11 protein-coding genes are annotated in these 14554 nt (G+C 65.5%); all 11 read right to left on the bottom strand.

Annotation, left to right across the window (positions count from 1 at the left end):
• Positions 1-211 precede the first annotated feature (211 nt).
• On the bottom strand, positions 212-1951 hold the full coding sequence (locus HNR60_RS03905) for a methyl-accepting chemotaxis domain-containing protein (protein WP_184254506.1): 1740 nt from the start codon (positions 1949-1951) through the stop codon (positions 212-214).
• Positions 1952-1953: 2 nt separating this feature from the next.
• Positions 1954-3048, bottom strand: a complete 1095-nt coding sequence (locus HNR60_RS03900) for a protein-glutamate methylesterase/protein-glutamine glutaminase (RefSeq protein ID WP_184254504.1) — start codon at positions 3046-3048, stop codon at positions 1954-1956.
• 17 nt (positions 3049-3065) lie between these two features.
• Positions 3066-3914 carry a CheR family methyltransferase gene (locus HNR60_RS03895; protein WP_184254502.1) on the bottom strand — a complete coding sequence of 283 codons (849 nt, stop codon included), beginning with the start codon at positions 3912-3914 and terminating at the stop codon, positions 3066-3068.
• Positions 3915-3918: 4 nt separating this feature from the next.
• Positions 3919-4398 carry a chemotaxis protein CheW gene (locus HNR60_RS03890; RefSeq protein WP_184254500.1) on the bottom strand — a complete coding sequence of 160 codons (480 nt, stop codon included), beginning with the start codon at positions 4396-4398 and terminating at the stop codon, positions 3919-3921.
• 59 nt (positions 4399-4457) lie between these two features.
• On the bottom strand, positions 4458-6530 hold the full coding sequence (locus HNR60_RS03885) for a methyl-accepting chemotaxis protein (protein ID WP_184254498.1): 2073 nt from the start codon (positions 6528-6530) through the stop codon (positions 4458-4460).
• A gap of 252 nt (positions 6531-6782) precedes the next feature.
• A complete protein-coding gene (locus HNR60_RS03880) occupies positions 6783-8861 on the bottom strand; it encodes a methyl-accepting chemotaxis protein (protein ID WP_184254496.1) in 2079 nt (692 codons plus the stop codon).
• 77 nt (positions 8862-8938) lie between these two features.
• Entirely contained in the window at positions 8939-11140 is a 2202-nt protein-coding gene (locus tag HNR60_RS03875) for a methyl-accepting chemotaxis protein (RefSeq protein WP_184254494.1), read from the bottom strand.
• Positions 11141-11174: 34 nt separating this feature from the next.
• The gene (locus HNR60_RS03870; RefSeq protein ID WP_184254492.1) at positions 11175-11648 is read right to left on the bottom strand and encodes a chemotaxis protein CheW; all 474 of its coding nucleotides are present in this window, start codon (positions 11646-11648) and stop codon (positions 11175-11177) included.
• Positions 11648-13720, bottom strand: coding sequence for a chemotaxis protein CheA (locus HNR60_RS03865; protein ID WP_184254490.1), 2073 nt, complete (start codon positions 13718-13720; stop codon positions 11648-11650). The genes HNR60_RS03870 and HNR60_RS03865 overlap by 1 nt, the downstream gene beginning before the upstream one ends.
• A complete protein-coding gene (locus HNR60_RS03860; RefSeq protein ID WP_184254488.1) occupies positions 13717-14082 on the bottom strand; it encodes a response regulator in 366 nt (121 codons plus the stop codon). Before HNR60_RS03860 ends, HNR60_RS03865 begins: the two co-directional genes overlap by 4 nt.
• Positions 14082-14399, bottom strand: a complete 318-nt coding sequence (locus HNR60_RS03855; RefSeq protein ID WP_184254486.1) for an STAS domain-containing protein — start codon at positions 14397-14399, stop codon at positions 14082-14084. Before HNR60_RS03855 ends, HNR60_RS03860 begins: the two co-directional genes overlap by 1 nt.
• Positions 14400-14554: the final 155 nt, after the last annotated feature.

The raw sequence follows: 14554 nt of genomic DNA, 5'->3' as shown, positions 1-14554 counted from the left end.
TTCGGCCAAATTGCCGCATCGAGCCGATAGTTGCGAGCAGGTCTCACAACTAATCGTACGGGCGACACAACCCCTGCTCGCATTCCGCCGGCGCCGGTTGCAATCTGATCCGCGCGCTTGAACGGCAGCGGCATGATGGTCGGGATGATGGCTGCCGAGACGTTCACCGCAGGCCAGACCACTCGCGTCGGATGAACCGCCGCACGCCCGCTCAGAAGAAGATGTCGTCGGTGCTGTCGGCGCTGGGTTCGGCGACGCTGGCCTGGGTCTCGATGAAGGCGAAGCGATCGGCAAATCTTCGGTGCACGTCGCGTTCCTTGACCATGGTGTATTGCAGATACAATTCGGCGAACAGCGTGTCGATCGCCTGGCTGGCGTCGGGCGTCAACTGATCGGCGCGCGGTCGTTGGCGTTCGAGCTGCAGCGCGACCTCCGACAGCGACGCGAACTTCGCGCCCAATTCGGTCATCGCGGCGTTGGCGCCGACCACGAGTTTTTCAAACACCGCGCTTTCGCTGGTCAGATGGTCCATCAAGCTGGCGAGATGTCCGTTGCCGGCCTCGATCTCTCCGAGAGCCTGGCCGATCGAGCCTTGCATCTCCTCGACGTGCAGCGCCTCTTCGGCTTCGCGCAGTCCCTTCAGTCGATCGGCCGCCTGTTCGATCGCGTCGACCACCGGGCTGAGGAGTTTTGCCGCCGCCGAGATCCGATCGGCCGTGGTCTTCAATTCATTGGCGATCACCACGAAGGCGCGGCCGCGTTCGCCGAGATGGCTGGCTTTCAGCCCGGCGTTCATGCCGATCAGGGTGATGTCGATCACGGTGTCGCCGAGCGAGGAGATCGCCGCGCGAAACTCCTTGAGCATGCTTTCCAGCACCGCGATCGACTGATCGACCGCCATCTTGGCGCAGCCGCAGGCGGCGATCAGCGACAGCGCGGTGCTGAGCCGGGTCTTCATCACCGCCAGGAGCGAACTCATATCGTCGCCCTGACCGCCGCACAGCGAGCGGCCGTGACCGACCATCTGGGCGGCATCGAGCCCGAGCGCGGTCAACGACCGCTCGATGGTGCCGACGTCCTGGGAAAATCCGGTGATCGCGTCCTTGAGCTGCACGGCCTGCAGGGCGTGCACGAACGGCGCCACGATCGCCAGATCGGAGGCGTCGCGGCCGGCGGCCGGCGCGATCCCGCCGCTCGGCCGCACCTGGCGCAACGCCCGGCAGATGTGCTCCAACCGCTGCCGCGTGCTGTCGCCGGCCTGCAGCGACACGATGGCGTTGCCGACCGCGCCGCCGATGTTGCCAGCGCTGGCGCGCGCCAGTCCGGCGAGCCGCGCGCTCTCGGCCTGGCGGGCCGCGATCTCGTCGCAGGCCGACGTCAGCTCGGCGCTCGCGGTCAACAGCCGGCCCTTGTAATGCGCCTCGAAATTCGACTGGCCCTTCAGCGCCGCGGCGATGGCGCCGGCCAGTTGCTCCTGGTCCTTGGCGCAGGCGACGATCGAGCGCTGCACCGATTGGGCGAGCTCGGACGCCTCGCGGGTGAAGCTCAGGAAGCCGCCGCGATCGCCATCCAGCGACGCCGCCTCGATCCGAGAGCTGCGCGCGATGATGGTGATCATCTCGATATGCTTGAGAATATCCTTGAGATAGACCGAAGCCTTGGTGGCGCTGCCGGAGATCTCGCCCAGTAGGCCGGTTTCCGCCGGCAACGCATCGGCGAGGCTGCGCAAGCGCGAGGCGATGTCCTTGCACGCCTTCGACGCGCTGGCGATATTGGCGCCGGACAATTCCTCGCCGAGCAGGCCGAGATCGGCATTCAATCCGTCGAAGATGCCATGCGCCCGGCCGAGGTCGCCGCCGACCCGCGCGAACACCTCCTCGATTCGACTGCCGACGTCTTCGATCGCGGCGACGGCTTGGGTTTCGAGCGTTTCGGGATCCGCGTGGTCCATTGTCAGACCGTCGACGCCGGCTGCCGCGCGTCCTGCCACAGCATGATTTCGCGCGGGATCTGCGCCAGCGGCACCACCTTGTCCACCGCGCCGAGCGCGATGGCTTCCTTCGGCATGCCGAACACCACGCAGCTTTCCTCGTCCTGGGCCCGCGTGCTGGCGCCGAGCTTGTGCATCTCCAGCAGACCGCGCGCGCCGTCGTCGCCCATTCCGGTCATGATGATGCCGAGCGCGTTGGCCCCGGCATATTGCGCCGCCGAGCGAAACAGCACGTCCGCCGACGGCCGATGCCGCGACACCGGCGGGCCGTCCTTGATGGCGATATGATAGCGCTGGCCGGTGCGCTGCAGCAGCATGTGACGGCCGCCCGGCGCTATATAGGCGCAGCCCTGCACCACGGCGTCGCCGTCCTGCGCTTCGCGCACCTCGATCTCGCACAGGCTGTCGAGCCGTTTGGCGAACGCCGCGGTGAAGCCCTGCGGCATGTGCTGGACGATCAGAATCGCCGGCGCCTTGACCGGCAGGCATTCCAGCACGTCGCGCAATGCCTCGGTGCCGCCGGTCGACACCCCGATGCAGACCAGCCGCTCGGTGGTCGGACGCGCCCGGCCGCTGACCGGCGGCGGCATGATGGCGTCCGCGGTCAGCTTGGCCTCCACCACCATCCGCGGCGGTCGCCGCGGACGTATCCGGGCGCGCGCCGCGGCCTTGACGGCATCGCACATCCGCGTCGACGCCTCGAGCAGCGCCTGCGTGGTGTCGATCCGCGGCTTCGGCACGATATCGAAGGCGCCGGCCTCGAACGCCTCGAACATCACGTCGGAGCGCTCTTCGGTCAGCGTCGAGCAGATGATCACCGGGATCGGCCGCTGCGCCATGATCTTGCGCAGGAAGGTGATGCCGTCCATCCGCGGCATCTCGATATCGAGAATGATGACGTCGGGGATCTCGTCCTGCAGCCTGCGCGCCGCGGCGAACGGATCGGCGGCCGACGCCATCACTTCGATGTCCGGATCGCCGTTCAGGATCGTGGTCAGGATCTGGCGAACCGACGCGGAATCGTCGACGATCAGCACGCGAATTTTTGGCCTCAGCATTGTATTTGGCATACCATCTAGACCTTGAAAATCGTCGGCTGCACCTGTTTGATTTTGATCGACTGGTTCTGAATCATCGATTCGGAATGCCCGACGATCAGGTAACCGCCCGGCCGCAAATGACTGCAGAGCCGCTCGACGACCTTGCTCTGAGTCGGCTTGTCGAAATAGATCAAAACGTTGCGGCAGAAAATCACGTCGACGTCGCGGTCGACCGGATACACCGCGTCCATCAGGTTCATGCGCATGAACGCCACCGAGCGGCGCAGCTCGGGCACGATCCGCACCTCGCTGCGCGACTTGTCCTTCGACGACAGGAAGTAGCGCTTGGCCATCGCCTCCGGCACCGGCGCGATCATCTCCCTGGTGTAGATGCCCTCCTCGGCGAGCTGCAGCACGCCGGTCGAGATGTCGGTGCCGAGAATGCGAAACTGGAAGCCGACGCCGCTGCGCTGCATGTCGTCGAGCACGATGGCGATGGTGTAGGCCTCCATTCCGGTCGAGCAGGCCGCGCTCCAGATCTTCAGCGGCCGGCCACGGGTCTTGCGCAACAGCTCCGGCACCGCGGTGTCGCGCAGGAAGTCGAAGTGAAACGGCTCGCGGAAGAAGTCGGTCTTGTTGGTGGTCACGCAGTCGATCAGGTGGATCAGCTCGGCGTCGAAATGATCGTCCTCGAACAGCCGATCGACATATTCGTTGATATCCTGATAGCCCAGCGCGCGAACCCGCTTCTGCAATCGGCCCTCGAGCATCAACCGCTTGTTTTCCGGCAGGCGGATTCCGACCTGCTGTTCGACCAGTTCGGCGATCTCGCGAAAATGCCGGTCGGACAGCCGCGGAAGCGGTTCGATCATCAAAGGCTGCATCGGGTCAGGCCGCCTCGGCTTCGACCGGAGCACCAGGGACGACGCCGCCGGTGGTCATCAGCTTCGCCAGATCGAAAATGATGACGAAGTTCTCGCCCTTCTTGCCGATCCCGGCGAGATAGTCCGACTTCCAGCGCCCGCCCACCGTCGGCGGCGGCTCGATCTGGCTTTCGTCGATGCCGGTGACCTCGAACACGCAGTCGGCGACGAAGCCGACGCCGACGAACTGATCGCCCATCGGCACGTCGAGGATGATGATGCGGGTGGCTTCGGTCGCCGGCACGCTCGGCAGATCGAGCTTGATCCGCAGATCGACGATCGGATAGCTGGAGCCGCGCACGTCGATCATGCCGAGCAGGAAATTCGGCGCATGCGGCAGTTTGGAGATCGGCCGCATGTCGAGGATCTCACGGACGTTGCGAATCCCGATGCCGAAGGTCTCGCCGTCGAGCCCGAGCGTGAGATATTGCGTCGTTTCGGCCATGATGTACTCCTTAATCCAATCTTGTTAGTTGGTCGCGCCGACCGGCGCGACCGCGGTGATCAGCGATGAAAATCCGCATCGCGGTCGTCGGCGGCATCGTTCATTTCCAGCGCGAAACCGCCGCCGCCCGCGACTTTCAGCGCCCGCACCGGCCGCGGTGCCGGCTTCTTCGAACGATGGGCGCCCATCGCCGCGGCCTTGCCGCGCAGTTGCGCCACCGCCTTGTCGAGAGGGGCCGGCTGGACGCCCTCGTTCGGACGGTCGATCTTGAAGTAGGCGATGGTCGATTGCAGTTGCTCGGCCTGCGACGCCAGTTCCTCGGAGGTCGAGGAGACCTGCTCGGAGGCCGAGGCGTTCTGCTGGCCGACCTTGTCGAGCTGCTGGATCGCCTGGTTGATCTGCGACGAGCCGACGTCCTGCTCGCGGCAGGCGGCGGTGATTTCTTCGACCAGCTGCGCGGTCTTCTTGATGTCCGGCACCAGCCGCGACAACATCGTACCGGCTTCCTGCGCCGCCTTGACGGTTTCGCTCGACAGCGCACCGATTTCGGCGGCCGCGGTCTGGCTGCGTTCGGCGAGCTTCCGAACCTCGGAAGCCACCACCGCAAAACCCTTGCCGTGTTCGCCGGCGCGCGCGGCTTCCACCGCGGCGTTGAGCGCCAGCAGATCGGTCTGGCGGGCGATCTCCTGCACGATGGTGATCTTGTTGGCGATGGTCTGCATGGCCTCGACCGCGCGGCCGACCGCGATGCCGCTGGCCTCGGCGTCCTTGGCCGATTGATGCGCAATCTTCTCGGTCTGACCGGCGTTCTCGGCGTTCTGCTTCACATTGGCCGCCATCTCTTCCATCGACGAGGAGGCTTCTTCCGCGGCCGAGGCCTGTTCGGTGGCGCCCTGCGACAGCTGCTCGGCGCTGGCCGACAATTGCTGGCTGCCGGCGGAGACGTTCTGCGCCGCGGTGACCGCGTCGGTGACCACCGTGCGCAGCCGTTCCACCGTGCCGTTCAGCGAGATGATCAAATCGCCGACCTCGTCGTTGCTGGTGGCTTTGATGGTCTGAGTGAGATCGCCCGCCGCAACGGCGTCGGCGAGCTTGACGGCGCGGCCGAGGCTGCGGCTGATATTGATGGCGATCCAGGTCGCCGACGCAATCGCGATCAGCAACGAAGCGGCGATGATGCTGATCAGCAGCAGCTTTGCGAATTCCGCTTCCTCGGCGCCGGCGCTTCCGAGTTCGACCATGCGCTGATTGGCCAATTTGGTGAACTCTTCGAACGCCTCGACGGTTTCGTTGAAGGCTATGCGGCCCGCGCCGTTGCTGATCGCCAACGCCTTGATGTTGCCGCCCTCTTTGGCAAGGCCGATGATCTTATCGACAGCGCCGGAGTATTTTTCATGCTGCCGGGCGATCGTGGCGGTCGACGCGCCGATGCCGTTCAGTTGCGACACGGTCTGGGTCACGGTGGACTTGAGGCCGCCCAGCTGGGCGGCGGCGGCCTTATAGGAGTTTTCCAGTTCGTCGATCGTCGACGCGGTGAACGTCGACAGCGTCTGCCGGCCGAGCCGCGCCGCCTCGAAGCGCGTGGTCTGCAACGCCACCATGGCGCGCAGATTGTCAGTCTGGCCCGGTGCCTTGTTGAGTTCCTGCGCGGCGGCGTCCAGCGCGGCGTTGAATTCGAGCAACGCCGGCAATCCTTCCGCAAGCCAAAGTTCGGAGGCGCGATGGCTGGAATTGAGCAGTCCGGCTTTGCCGGCTTGCTGCTGCAGCTCGTTGAATTGCTTGAGCTTGACCGCAGCCTGATCGAGCAGCCGCTTGCCGGCCTCGGTGGCGATCGCGTAGAGTTCGTCGCGCGACTTCATCACCGCGCCCTGACGCTCGATCATCTGCCGATAGTTGGCTTCGGTGTCCTTGTCGAACACCGACATGATCATCCTTGTTTCGGAACGCTGCTGGCCCTGCATGTCGTTCATGATGTCCGACGCCAACTTCATGCGGGCTCCCTGCTGAACCATCCTTTCCTGCGATGCTTCCAGCGAACTCAGCTTGTTGTAAGCGATGCCGCCGGTCATCAGCGACAACAGCGTCACCGCGCCGAACGTGCAGGCCAGTTTTGCCTTGACGGAAAATCGCATTGTGGTGTCCCCATGAGTCGATTTTAGATCGGATTCTCGAGCGTTCCTTGCCGGAACGGTGGCGAAGTCGTCACGCCTCACTACCCGGATCCGAATTGATCGATCCGCAAATGAATGCATTACTTGTGGGAAAACTTGGAGTGATCCTTTCTACGTCCGGTTAACATAGCGCTGCGGAGAACTACGGGACCTTACCGGGACCGAATCCCGGCCGGCGACGGACGGCCCCGCCCGGGCGGGGCCGCCTGTGCGTCAGCGTTGAAACTCGGCGTCGCGGTCGTCCGCGGCGTCGTGCATCTCCAGCGCGAAGCCGCCGCCGGCGACCTTGAGCGGACGCGCGGCCCGCGGTGTCGGCTGAGGCGGTCGCGATGGCGCGGCCATCACCGCCGCCTTGCTGCGCAGCTGCGCCACGGCCTTTTCCAGCTCGATCGGGACATTGGCCTGCCGCTCTTTCGGGCGGTCGACCTTGAAGTAGGCGATGGTCGACTGCAGCTGCTCGGCCTGCGAGGCCAATTCCTCGGAGGTCGAGGAGACCTGTTCGGACGCCGCGGCGTTCTGCTGGCCGACCTTGTCGAGTTGCTGGATCGCCTGGTTGATCTGCGAGGAGCCGACGTCCTGCTCGCGGCAGGCGGCGGTGATCTCGCCGACCAGCTCCGCGGTCTTCTTGATGTCCGGCACCAGCCTCAGCAGCATCGAGCCGGCCTCCTGCGCCGCCTTGACGGTCTCGGTCGACAATTCGCCGATCTCGGCGGCCGCGGTCTGGCTCCGCTCGGCGAGCTTGCGCACTTCCGACGCCACCACCGCAAAACCCTTGCCGTGTTCGCCGGCGCGGGCGGCCTCCACCGCGGCGTTGAGCGCCAACAGATCGGTCTGGCGAGCGATCTCCTGCACGATGGTGATCTTGCCGGCGATGGTCTGCATCGCCTCGACGGCGCGGCCGACCGCGATGCCGCTGGCCTCGGCGTCCTTGGCCGATTGATGCGCGATCTTCTCGGTCTGCCCGGCGTTCTCGGCGTTCTGCTTCACATTCGCCGCCATCTCTTCCATCGACGAGGAGGCTTCTTCCGCCGCCGAGGCCTGTTCGGTGGCGCCTTGTGACAGTTGCTCGGCGCTGGCCGAGAGTTGCTGGCTGCCGGCGGAGACGTTCTGCGAGGCCGTCACCGCATCCGTCACCACGCCGCGCAGACGCTCCACGGTGCCGTTCAGCGAGATGATCAGGTCGCCGACCTCGTCATTGCTGGTCGGCTTGGTGGTCTGGGTCAGGTCGCCCGCCGCAACCGCGTCGGCGAGCTTGACGGCGCGGCCGAGGCTGCGGCTGATATTGATGGCGATCCACAGCGCCGAGGCCACCGCGATCAGCAGCGAGGCGGCGATGATGGCGGCCAGCAGCGTCTTCGCCGAGGCCGCTTCCTCGGCGCCGGCGGTTGCGAGCTCGTTCATCCGCTTCTTGATCAGGATGATGTAGTCCTCGAACGCCTCGAGGCTGTCGTTGAACGCCTTGCGCCCTTCGCCGGTGGTGATCGCCAGTGCCTTGATGTTGCCGGCCTCGCGCGCCGTGGCGAGGATCTTGTCGGCAACGCCGGAAAACCGCTCGTAGTCGCGGGTGATATTGTTGACCGCGACGCCGAGACCGCCGAGTTGATTGAGCGCCTGCCCGATGCTGGACTTCAGCTCGGTGGCCTGCGCGACGGCGGTCTTTTGTTCGGCCTCGAGCTGCTCCACCGACGACGCCGAGAAGGTGGTCACCACCAGCCGGGCGAGACGCGCCGCCTCCAGCCGCGCGCTCTGCAGTGTCAGCAGCGCACGAACGTTTTCGATCCGATCCGGCGCCTTGTTGAGGTCGGCAAACGCCACGTCGATGCTGGCGTTCAATTCGCGCGCGGCGCTCAATCCCTCGACCGACCACAGCTGCGCCGCATGATTGTTGGAGTTCAGCAACGCCAGCTTGCCGGATTGCTTCTGCAAATCATACATGTGTTTGAGCTTGTCGGTGGCCAGGCCGAGCTGACGCTTGCCCTCCTCGCTGGCGATCGCCGTGAGCTCGTCCTTGAGCTTGAGGGCCTTGTCGTGGCGCTCGAGCAAGGCGCGATAATTGTCCGCGGTGTCCTTTTCCGAGGTGGCGTTGATCATCCGGTTCTCGGCGCGTTGGGCGGATTGAATTTCGCCCATCAGGTCGGCGGTCTTCTCCATCCGCAAACCCTGCTGGACCAGGCCTTGCTGCGCGGCCTCCAGCGAAACCAGTTTGAGATAGGCGACTCCGCCGGTGATCAACGACAGGATGGTGACGGCGCCAAACGTGGTTGCAAGCTTGGCCTTGACAGAAAATCTCATGGACATCTCTTGATCCCCCTTCACGGGATGGTCGTGGCGGCGGCCGCCGGCCGAAGCCTCGCGGCGCCGCCGCTCAGTTAGCGATGGAACTCGGCGTCGCGATCGTCGACGGGGTCGTTCATCTCGAGCGCAAAGCCGCCGCCGCCGGCAACCTTCAGCGCGCGTGCCGGCCGCGCGGCCGGGCTCTTGGCGGCGCGGGGCGGCGCCGCCATCGCCGTGGCCTTGTTGCGCAGTTGCGCCACCGCCTTGTCGAGCCCCTCGGCCCTGTCGCTGCTGGCGGCCTTGGCGTGATCGATCTTGAAGTAGGCGATGGTCGACTGCAGTTGCTCGGCCTGCGAGGCCAGTTCCTCGGAGGTCGAGGAGACCTGCTCGGAGGCGGCTGCGTTCTGCTGGCCGACCTTGTCGAGCTGCTGGATCGCCTGGTTGATCTGCGAGGAGCCGACGTCCTGCTCGCGGCAGGCGGCGGTGATCTCTTCGACCAGCTGCGCGGTCTTCTTGATATCGGGCACCAGGCGCGACAGCATCGAGCCGGCCTCCTGCGCCGCCTTCACGGTCTCGGTCGACAGCGCGCCGATTTCGGCGGCCGCGGTCTGGCTGCGTTCGGCGAGCTTCCGAACCTCGGAAGCCACCACCGCAAAACCCTTGCCGTGTTCGCCGGCGCGCGCGGCTTCCACCGCGGCGTTGAGCGCCAGCAGATCGGTCTGGCGGGCGATCTCCTGCACGATGGTGATCTTGCCGGCGATGGTCTGCATCGCCTCGACCGCGCGGCCGACCGCGGCGCCGCTGGCCTCGGCGTCCTTGGCCGATTGATGCGCGATCTTTTCGGTCTGACCGGCGTTCTCGGCGTTCTGCTTCACATTGGCGGCCATCTCTTCCATCGACGAGGAGGCTTCCTCCGCCGAGGAGGCCTGTTCGGTGGCGCCCTGCGACAGCTGCTCGGCGCTGGCCGACAATTGCTGGCTGCCCGCAGAGACGTTCTGCACCGCGGTGACCGCGTCGGTGACCACGCTGCGCAGTTTCATGACCATGCGTTCCAGTGCGATGCCGAGCGTGTCCTTGTCGGACTGCGGCTTGGCGTTGACGGTGAGGTCGCCCGAGGCGATGGTATCCGCGACCTTCGCGGTCGCGTTCAGGTTGGTCGCCATGCGATTGAGCGATTTCACCAGGTCGCCGATCTCGTCGTCGCTCGACACCTCGATCTGCTGGCTGAGATCGCCGATCGCAACCGCGTCGGCGAGGCCGACGGCACGGCTCAGCCCGCGGCTGATATTGACCGCGATCCACGCTGCCGAGGCGATCGCAGCGAGCAGCGAGGCGATGATGATGCTGATCAGCAGCGTCTTGGCGAAATTCGCTTCCTCGGTGCCGGTGCTCGCGAGTTCAGCCATCTGGTTGTTGGTGAGCTTGATGTACTCCTCGAGCGCCGTCTGGGTGTCGTTGAACGCCTTGCGGCCCTCACCGTTGGTGAGCGCGACGGCTTTGATCTTGCCGCCCTCATGCGCAGTCTCGATCACCTTTTCGGCGGAGCGCACGAAGTGCTCGGCCTGCGCAGTCAAGCCGCTGGAGGCCACGCCGAGTGCCGCCAGTTGGGTCGAGGTCTGCGCCACGCCGGTCCTGAAACCGTCTCGCACCGGGATCGCCGCCTTGGCTTCGGCATCGAGTTCATCGACCGAGGTCGCGCCGAAGGTGGTGGTCGCATAGCGCGCAAGCCTCGCCGCCTCGTACTTGACGGTCTGCAACGCGGTGATCGCGCGCTGCCCCTCAAGCGAAGCCTGCGACTTGCCGATCTCGGCGACGGCGCTGTCAACCGCCGCGTTGAATTCCCGCAACTTCAGCAGGCTTTCCGAGCTCCACAGTTCGGCGGCGCGCGTATCGGACCGCAACAGCGCCAGCTTGCCGACCTGCTCCTGCAATTCGTTCAGTCGCTGCAGCTTGGCGCCGGCCTGCTCGATCAGCCGCTTTCCAGCCTCGGACGCCATTGCGTAAAGATCATCCTTGATCTTCACGCTGGTTTCGCGCCGATCCATCATCATCTTGTGCTGGTCCAAGGCATCTTTATCGGAGTTGGAAAGGATCATGCGGGTTTCCGCCCGCAGCTGGCCTTGAATGTTGTTCATCAGGTTTGCGGTCTTCTTCATGCGCTCCGCCTGGGCCACCAACCTCAGCTGCGACGCATCCAGCGCCGTCAGCTTGGTGTAGGCGATGAAACCAGTGACCATCGACAACGCAATCACCACGCCGAACGCACACGCCAGCTTGGCCTTCACAGTGAAACGCATCTGTCAGTCCCCTTGTCCCAATGCAAATTGATCGTCAGCTCAGGATCCGTTCCATGTTCGGAACGATCACAAATTCGTCGCGCCACTTGGTGATGAAGCTGATGAATTCCGGATTCCACCGCATCCCGACCCGCGGGGTCGGCTGCGCGTCGGCGCGCGAGATCTGCGTCACCTCGTGAACCTTGTCGGCGACCACGCCGACCAGCACCGGATCGCGATCGATTTCGATTTCCAGCACCACGATGCGGGTATCGGCGGTGGCCGCGGTCTTCGCCATGCCGAAGCGCGACCGCAGGTCGGCCAGCGGGATCACGTTGCCGCGCACGTTGACGACGCAGGGCAGATAGGGCCGCGCGCCGGCGACGCGGGTCGCCGGCACCGGATCGATGATTTCGCGCACCAGCATGGTGTTGAGGGCGAACACTTCGTCGCCGATCCCCAGCATCACCACCTGCATCTGCTCGGATTCGGCCTCGGCCCGCGGCCGCGTTTCGACGATCTGGTCCATTATGCCGCCTCGTTGAGATGTTTGCCGTCGCCGACGTTCGCGCCGATCGCCAGCAGCTGCGCGACGTCGAGGATCAACGCCGCGCTGCCGTCGCCGAGGATGGTGGCGCCGGAGAACATGGTGACGTCGGAATGCAGCTTCGACAGCGACTTGATCACCGACTGGTGGCTGCCGATGATCTGATCGGCGATCAGCCCGACCCGGGTCTCGCCGGACGACGCGATGATGATCTTCTGATGACGGTCCGGCTGGCCCGCGACGTCGAACAGATCGCGCAGCCGCAGGAACGGCACCAGGTCGCCGCGCATGTTGAGGAAATCGCGGCCGCGCACGCGCTCTTCTTCGGCGCTGAGTTCGGCGCATTCCTCGACCGCGGCCAGCGGAATGATGTAGCGGCCTTCGCCGACCCGGATCAGCAGGCCTTCGATGATCGCCAGCGTCAGCGGCAGTCGCAGCGTCACCGTGGTGCCGCGGCCCGGCTGGGTCGAGATGTCGATCGAGCCGCGCATCGCGTCGATGGTGCGCTTGACGACGTCCATGCCGACGCCGCGGCCGGACAATGTCGAAATGGTCTGCGCGGTGGAGAAGCCCGGCTGGAACAACAGCTGATGCACGTCGTCGTCGGACAGCACCGCGCCGGGCTGGATCAGGCCCTGCTCTTCGGCCTTGGCGCGGATCCGGGCGGCGTTGAGCCCGGCGCCGTTGTCGCGCACCGTGACCAGCACCTGGGCGCCGGAATGAATCGCCGCGATCTCGATGCGGCCGATCTCCGTCTTGCCGGCGGCGGCGCGGCTCGCGGTGTCTTCGATGCCGTGATCGATGGCGTTGCGGATCAAATGCACCAGCGGATCGGCGAGGCGCTCGATCATGGTCTTGTCGAGTTCGGTGTCTTCGCCGGAGGTGACGAAGTCCACCGGCTTGCCGAGGTCGCGCGACAGGTCGTGCACCAGGCGGCGGAAGCGGCCGAACAGCGAGCCGATCGGCACCATGCGGGCGCCCATCGTGGTGTCGCGCAAGCCGGCGGCGAGGCGTTCGATTTCCTCGGCGATCGCCTTGATCGAAATGTCGTCGGTGGTAGCGGCCAATTGGCTGAGCCGGGCCTGGGCGATCACCAACTCGCCGACCCGGTCCATCAACTCATCGAGCCGCTGCGCCTGCACCCGAACCGTCGCCAGTCCCTTGTCGTCGAAGCGGCGCTGCTCGTCGCCTTTCGACTTGGCCGGCGCCGCGGCCGGCTTTTCCGGCTCGGGGCGCAGCGGCGCCGCGGCCTCCGGCGCGCTTGGTGCGAGCGGCGGCGCTGCGATCACCGGCGCCGGCGCTTCGATAGCGGTCTCGACCTCGGCGCCGGCGTCGGTCAGCGGCTCGCAGCTCAACACCATTTCGTCCTGCACGAACATAAAGACGTCGTCGATCGCGGCGCGGTCGCAGTCGCTGTTCAGCGTGACGTCCCATTTCAGGAAGCACAGCTCGGGCTCGAGTTCGTCGAGCAGCGGCACGTCCTCGGTCCGCGCGGTCGCGAAGGCGGTGCCGAGCTTGCGCAGATCGTCGAGATAATCCAGCGGGTTGGAGCCGTTGCGCAGCACGTCGCGATCGAACTCGATATGCAGCTGCCAGCCGCGGCTGCGCGCCGCGGCCGCGGTCGGCGCGACCGCCGCGGCAGCCGCTGCGCTGGGCGCCTCGGCCGGCACTACTGCGGCGGCGGGGGCGACGAAGCGGCGCAGCTCGTCGAGGATCGCATCGCCGATGATCGAGTCGGTGCCCTCCGGCGCCTCGATCAGCGCGCGGATGTAGTCCTTGGCGGACAGCGCCACCGAGATCAGGTCCTTGCTGACCGAAATCTCGCCCTTGCGGACCTGGTCGAACGCGGTCTCGAACTCATGGGTGAAGGCCGCGACCTTGTCGAAGCCGAACATCGCGCCCGACCCCTTGATGGTGTGCAGCGCGCGAAACGCGGTGTCGATCAGTTCGCGATCGTCGGGACGCGAGCCGAGGTCGAGCAGCGCGCCTTCCAGCGCCTCGAACAAATCGCTGGCCTCTTGACGGAAGACCTCGACCGGATCGAGCGTCGTCATGACCGCACCAGCTTGTTGACCACGGCCTGCAGCTGGTCCTGGCTGAACGGCTTGGTGATCCAGCCGGTGGCGCCGGCCTTCTTGGCCTCCTGCTTCACCGTGTCGTTGGACTCGGTGGTAAGAAACACGATCGGCAGGCCGGTCAAGGCCGGGGTCGCCCGCAGCGCCTTGATCAGCTCCATGCCGTTCATCACCGGCATGTTGAGATCGGTGATCACCAGTTGCGGACGGCTGGCCTTGGCCTTTTCGAGGCCCTGGGCGCCGTCGCCGGCTTCGATGACGTTATGACCAAGCGGCGCCAGCGCCACCTTGATCATCTGGCGGATGCTGGGGGAGTCGTCGACGGTGAGGATGGTGGCCATTACTTCGTCTCGCTGTGCTGGGCGTCGGACCGTTCGGAGAACGCGCTGCTGGGAATGCCGGCGCGCTGAAACGTGCACTTCAGGCTCTGCGACACCTCGGTGAGGTCGAGCCGGCCGCCTTGTTCGTCCGCGGTGCGCGTCGCCGAGAGCAGCAGCTGCACCGAGGTGACGTCGGCCTTGTCGACGGCCGAACAATCGATCTGCAGGTCGCGCTGCTGGGTGAGCAGACTGCGGATCCGATCATAGATCGCGCGAATGCCGCCGATGCTGCAGTCCGCGGGAAGGCGAAGCGAAGGCGGCGGCGATTGTATTTCCATTTTGTGAACTCATGACCGGTTGATGACAGGAGCATGTGGGAGGGAAGTAGGATCGGTCCTGTTGAAACGGCGGGCGCCACGACGCGGCGCAACCAAGTGTAACTACGTAGTTCTTTGGTCCCGTTAACGCCCCAATTCAACTTTGACGATTTAAT

Origin of the sequence: Rhodopseudomonas rhenobacensis (assembly GCF_014203125.1) — a bacterium.
Taxonomy (GTDB): domain Bacteria; phylum Pseudomonadota; class Alphaproteobacteria; order Rhizobiales; family Xanthobacteraceae; genus Rhodopseudomonas_A; species Rhodopseudomonas_A rhenobacensis.
This window is presented reverse-complemented; position numbering and strand designations above follow the sequence as displayed.

Coding starts and splice junctions, on each gene's coding strand:
- HNR60_RS03905 (WP_184254506.1), bottom strand. CDS start 1,951: ATGGACCACGCGGATCCCGAAACGCTCGAAACCCAAGCCGTCGCCGCG.
- HNR60_RS03900 (WP_184254504.1), bottom strand. CDS start 3,048: ATGCTGAGGCCAAAAATTCGCGTGCTGATCGTCGACGATTCCGCGTCG.
- HNR60_RS03895 (WP_184254502.1), bottom strand. CDS start 3,914: ATGCAGCCTTTGATGATCGAACCGCTTCCGCGGCTGTCCGACCGGCAT.
- HNR60_RS03890 (WP_184254500.1), bottom strand. CDS start 4,398: ATGGCCGAAACGACGCAATATCTCACGCTCGGGCTCGACGGCGAGACC.
- HNR60_RS03885 (WP_184254498.1), bottom strand. CDS start 6,530: ATGCGATTTTCCGTCAAGGCAAAACTGGCCTGCACGTTCGGCGCGGTG.
- HNR60_RS03880 (WP_184254496.1), bottom strand. CDS start 8,861: ATGAGATTTTCTGTCAAGGCCAAGCTTGCAACCACGTTTGGCGCCGTC.
- HNR60_RS03875 (WP_184254494.1), bottom strand. CDS start 11,140: ATGCGTTTCACTGTGAAGGCCAAGCTGGCGTGTGCGTTCGGCGTGGTG.
- HNR60_RS03870 (WP_184254492.1), bottom strand. CDS start 11,648: ATGGACCAGATCGTCGAAACGCGGCCGCGGGCCGAGGCCGAATCCGAG.
- HNR60_RS03865 (WP_184254490.1), bottom strand. CDS start 13,720: ATGACGACGCTCGATCCGGTCGAGGTCTTCCGTCAAGAGGCCAGCGAT.
- HNR60_RS03860 (WP_184254488.1), bottom strand. CDS start 14,082: ATGGCCACCATCCTCACCGTCGACGACTCCCCCAGCATCCGCCAGATG.
- HNR60_RS03855 (WP_184254486.1), bottom strand. CDS start 14,399: ATGGAAATACAATCGCCGCCGCCTTCGCTTCGCCTTCCCGCGGACTGC.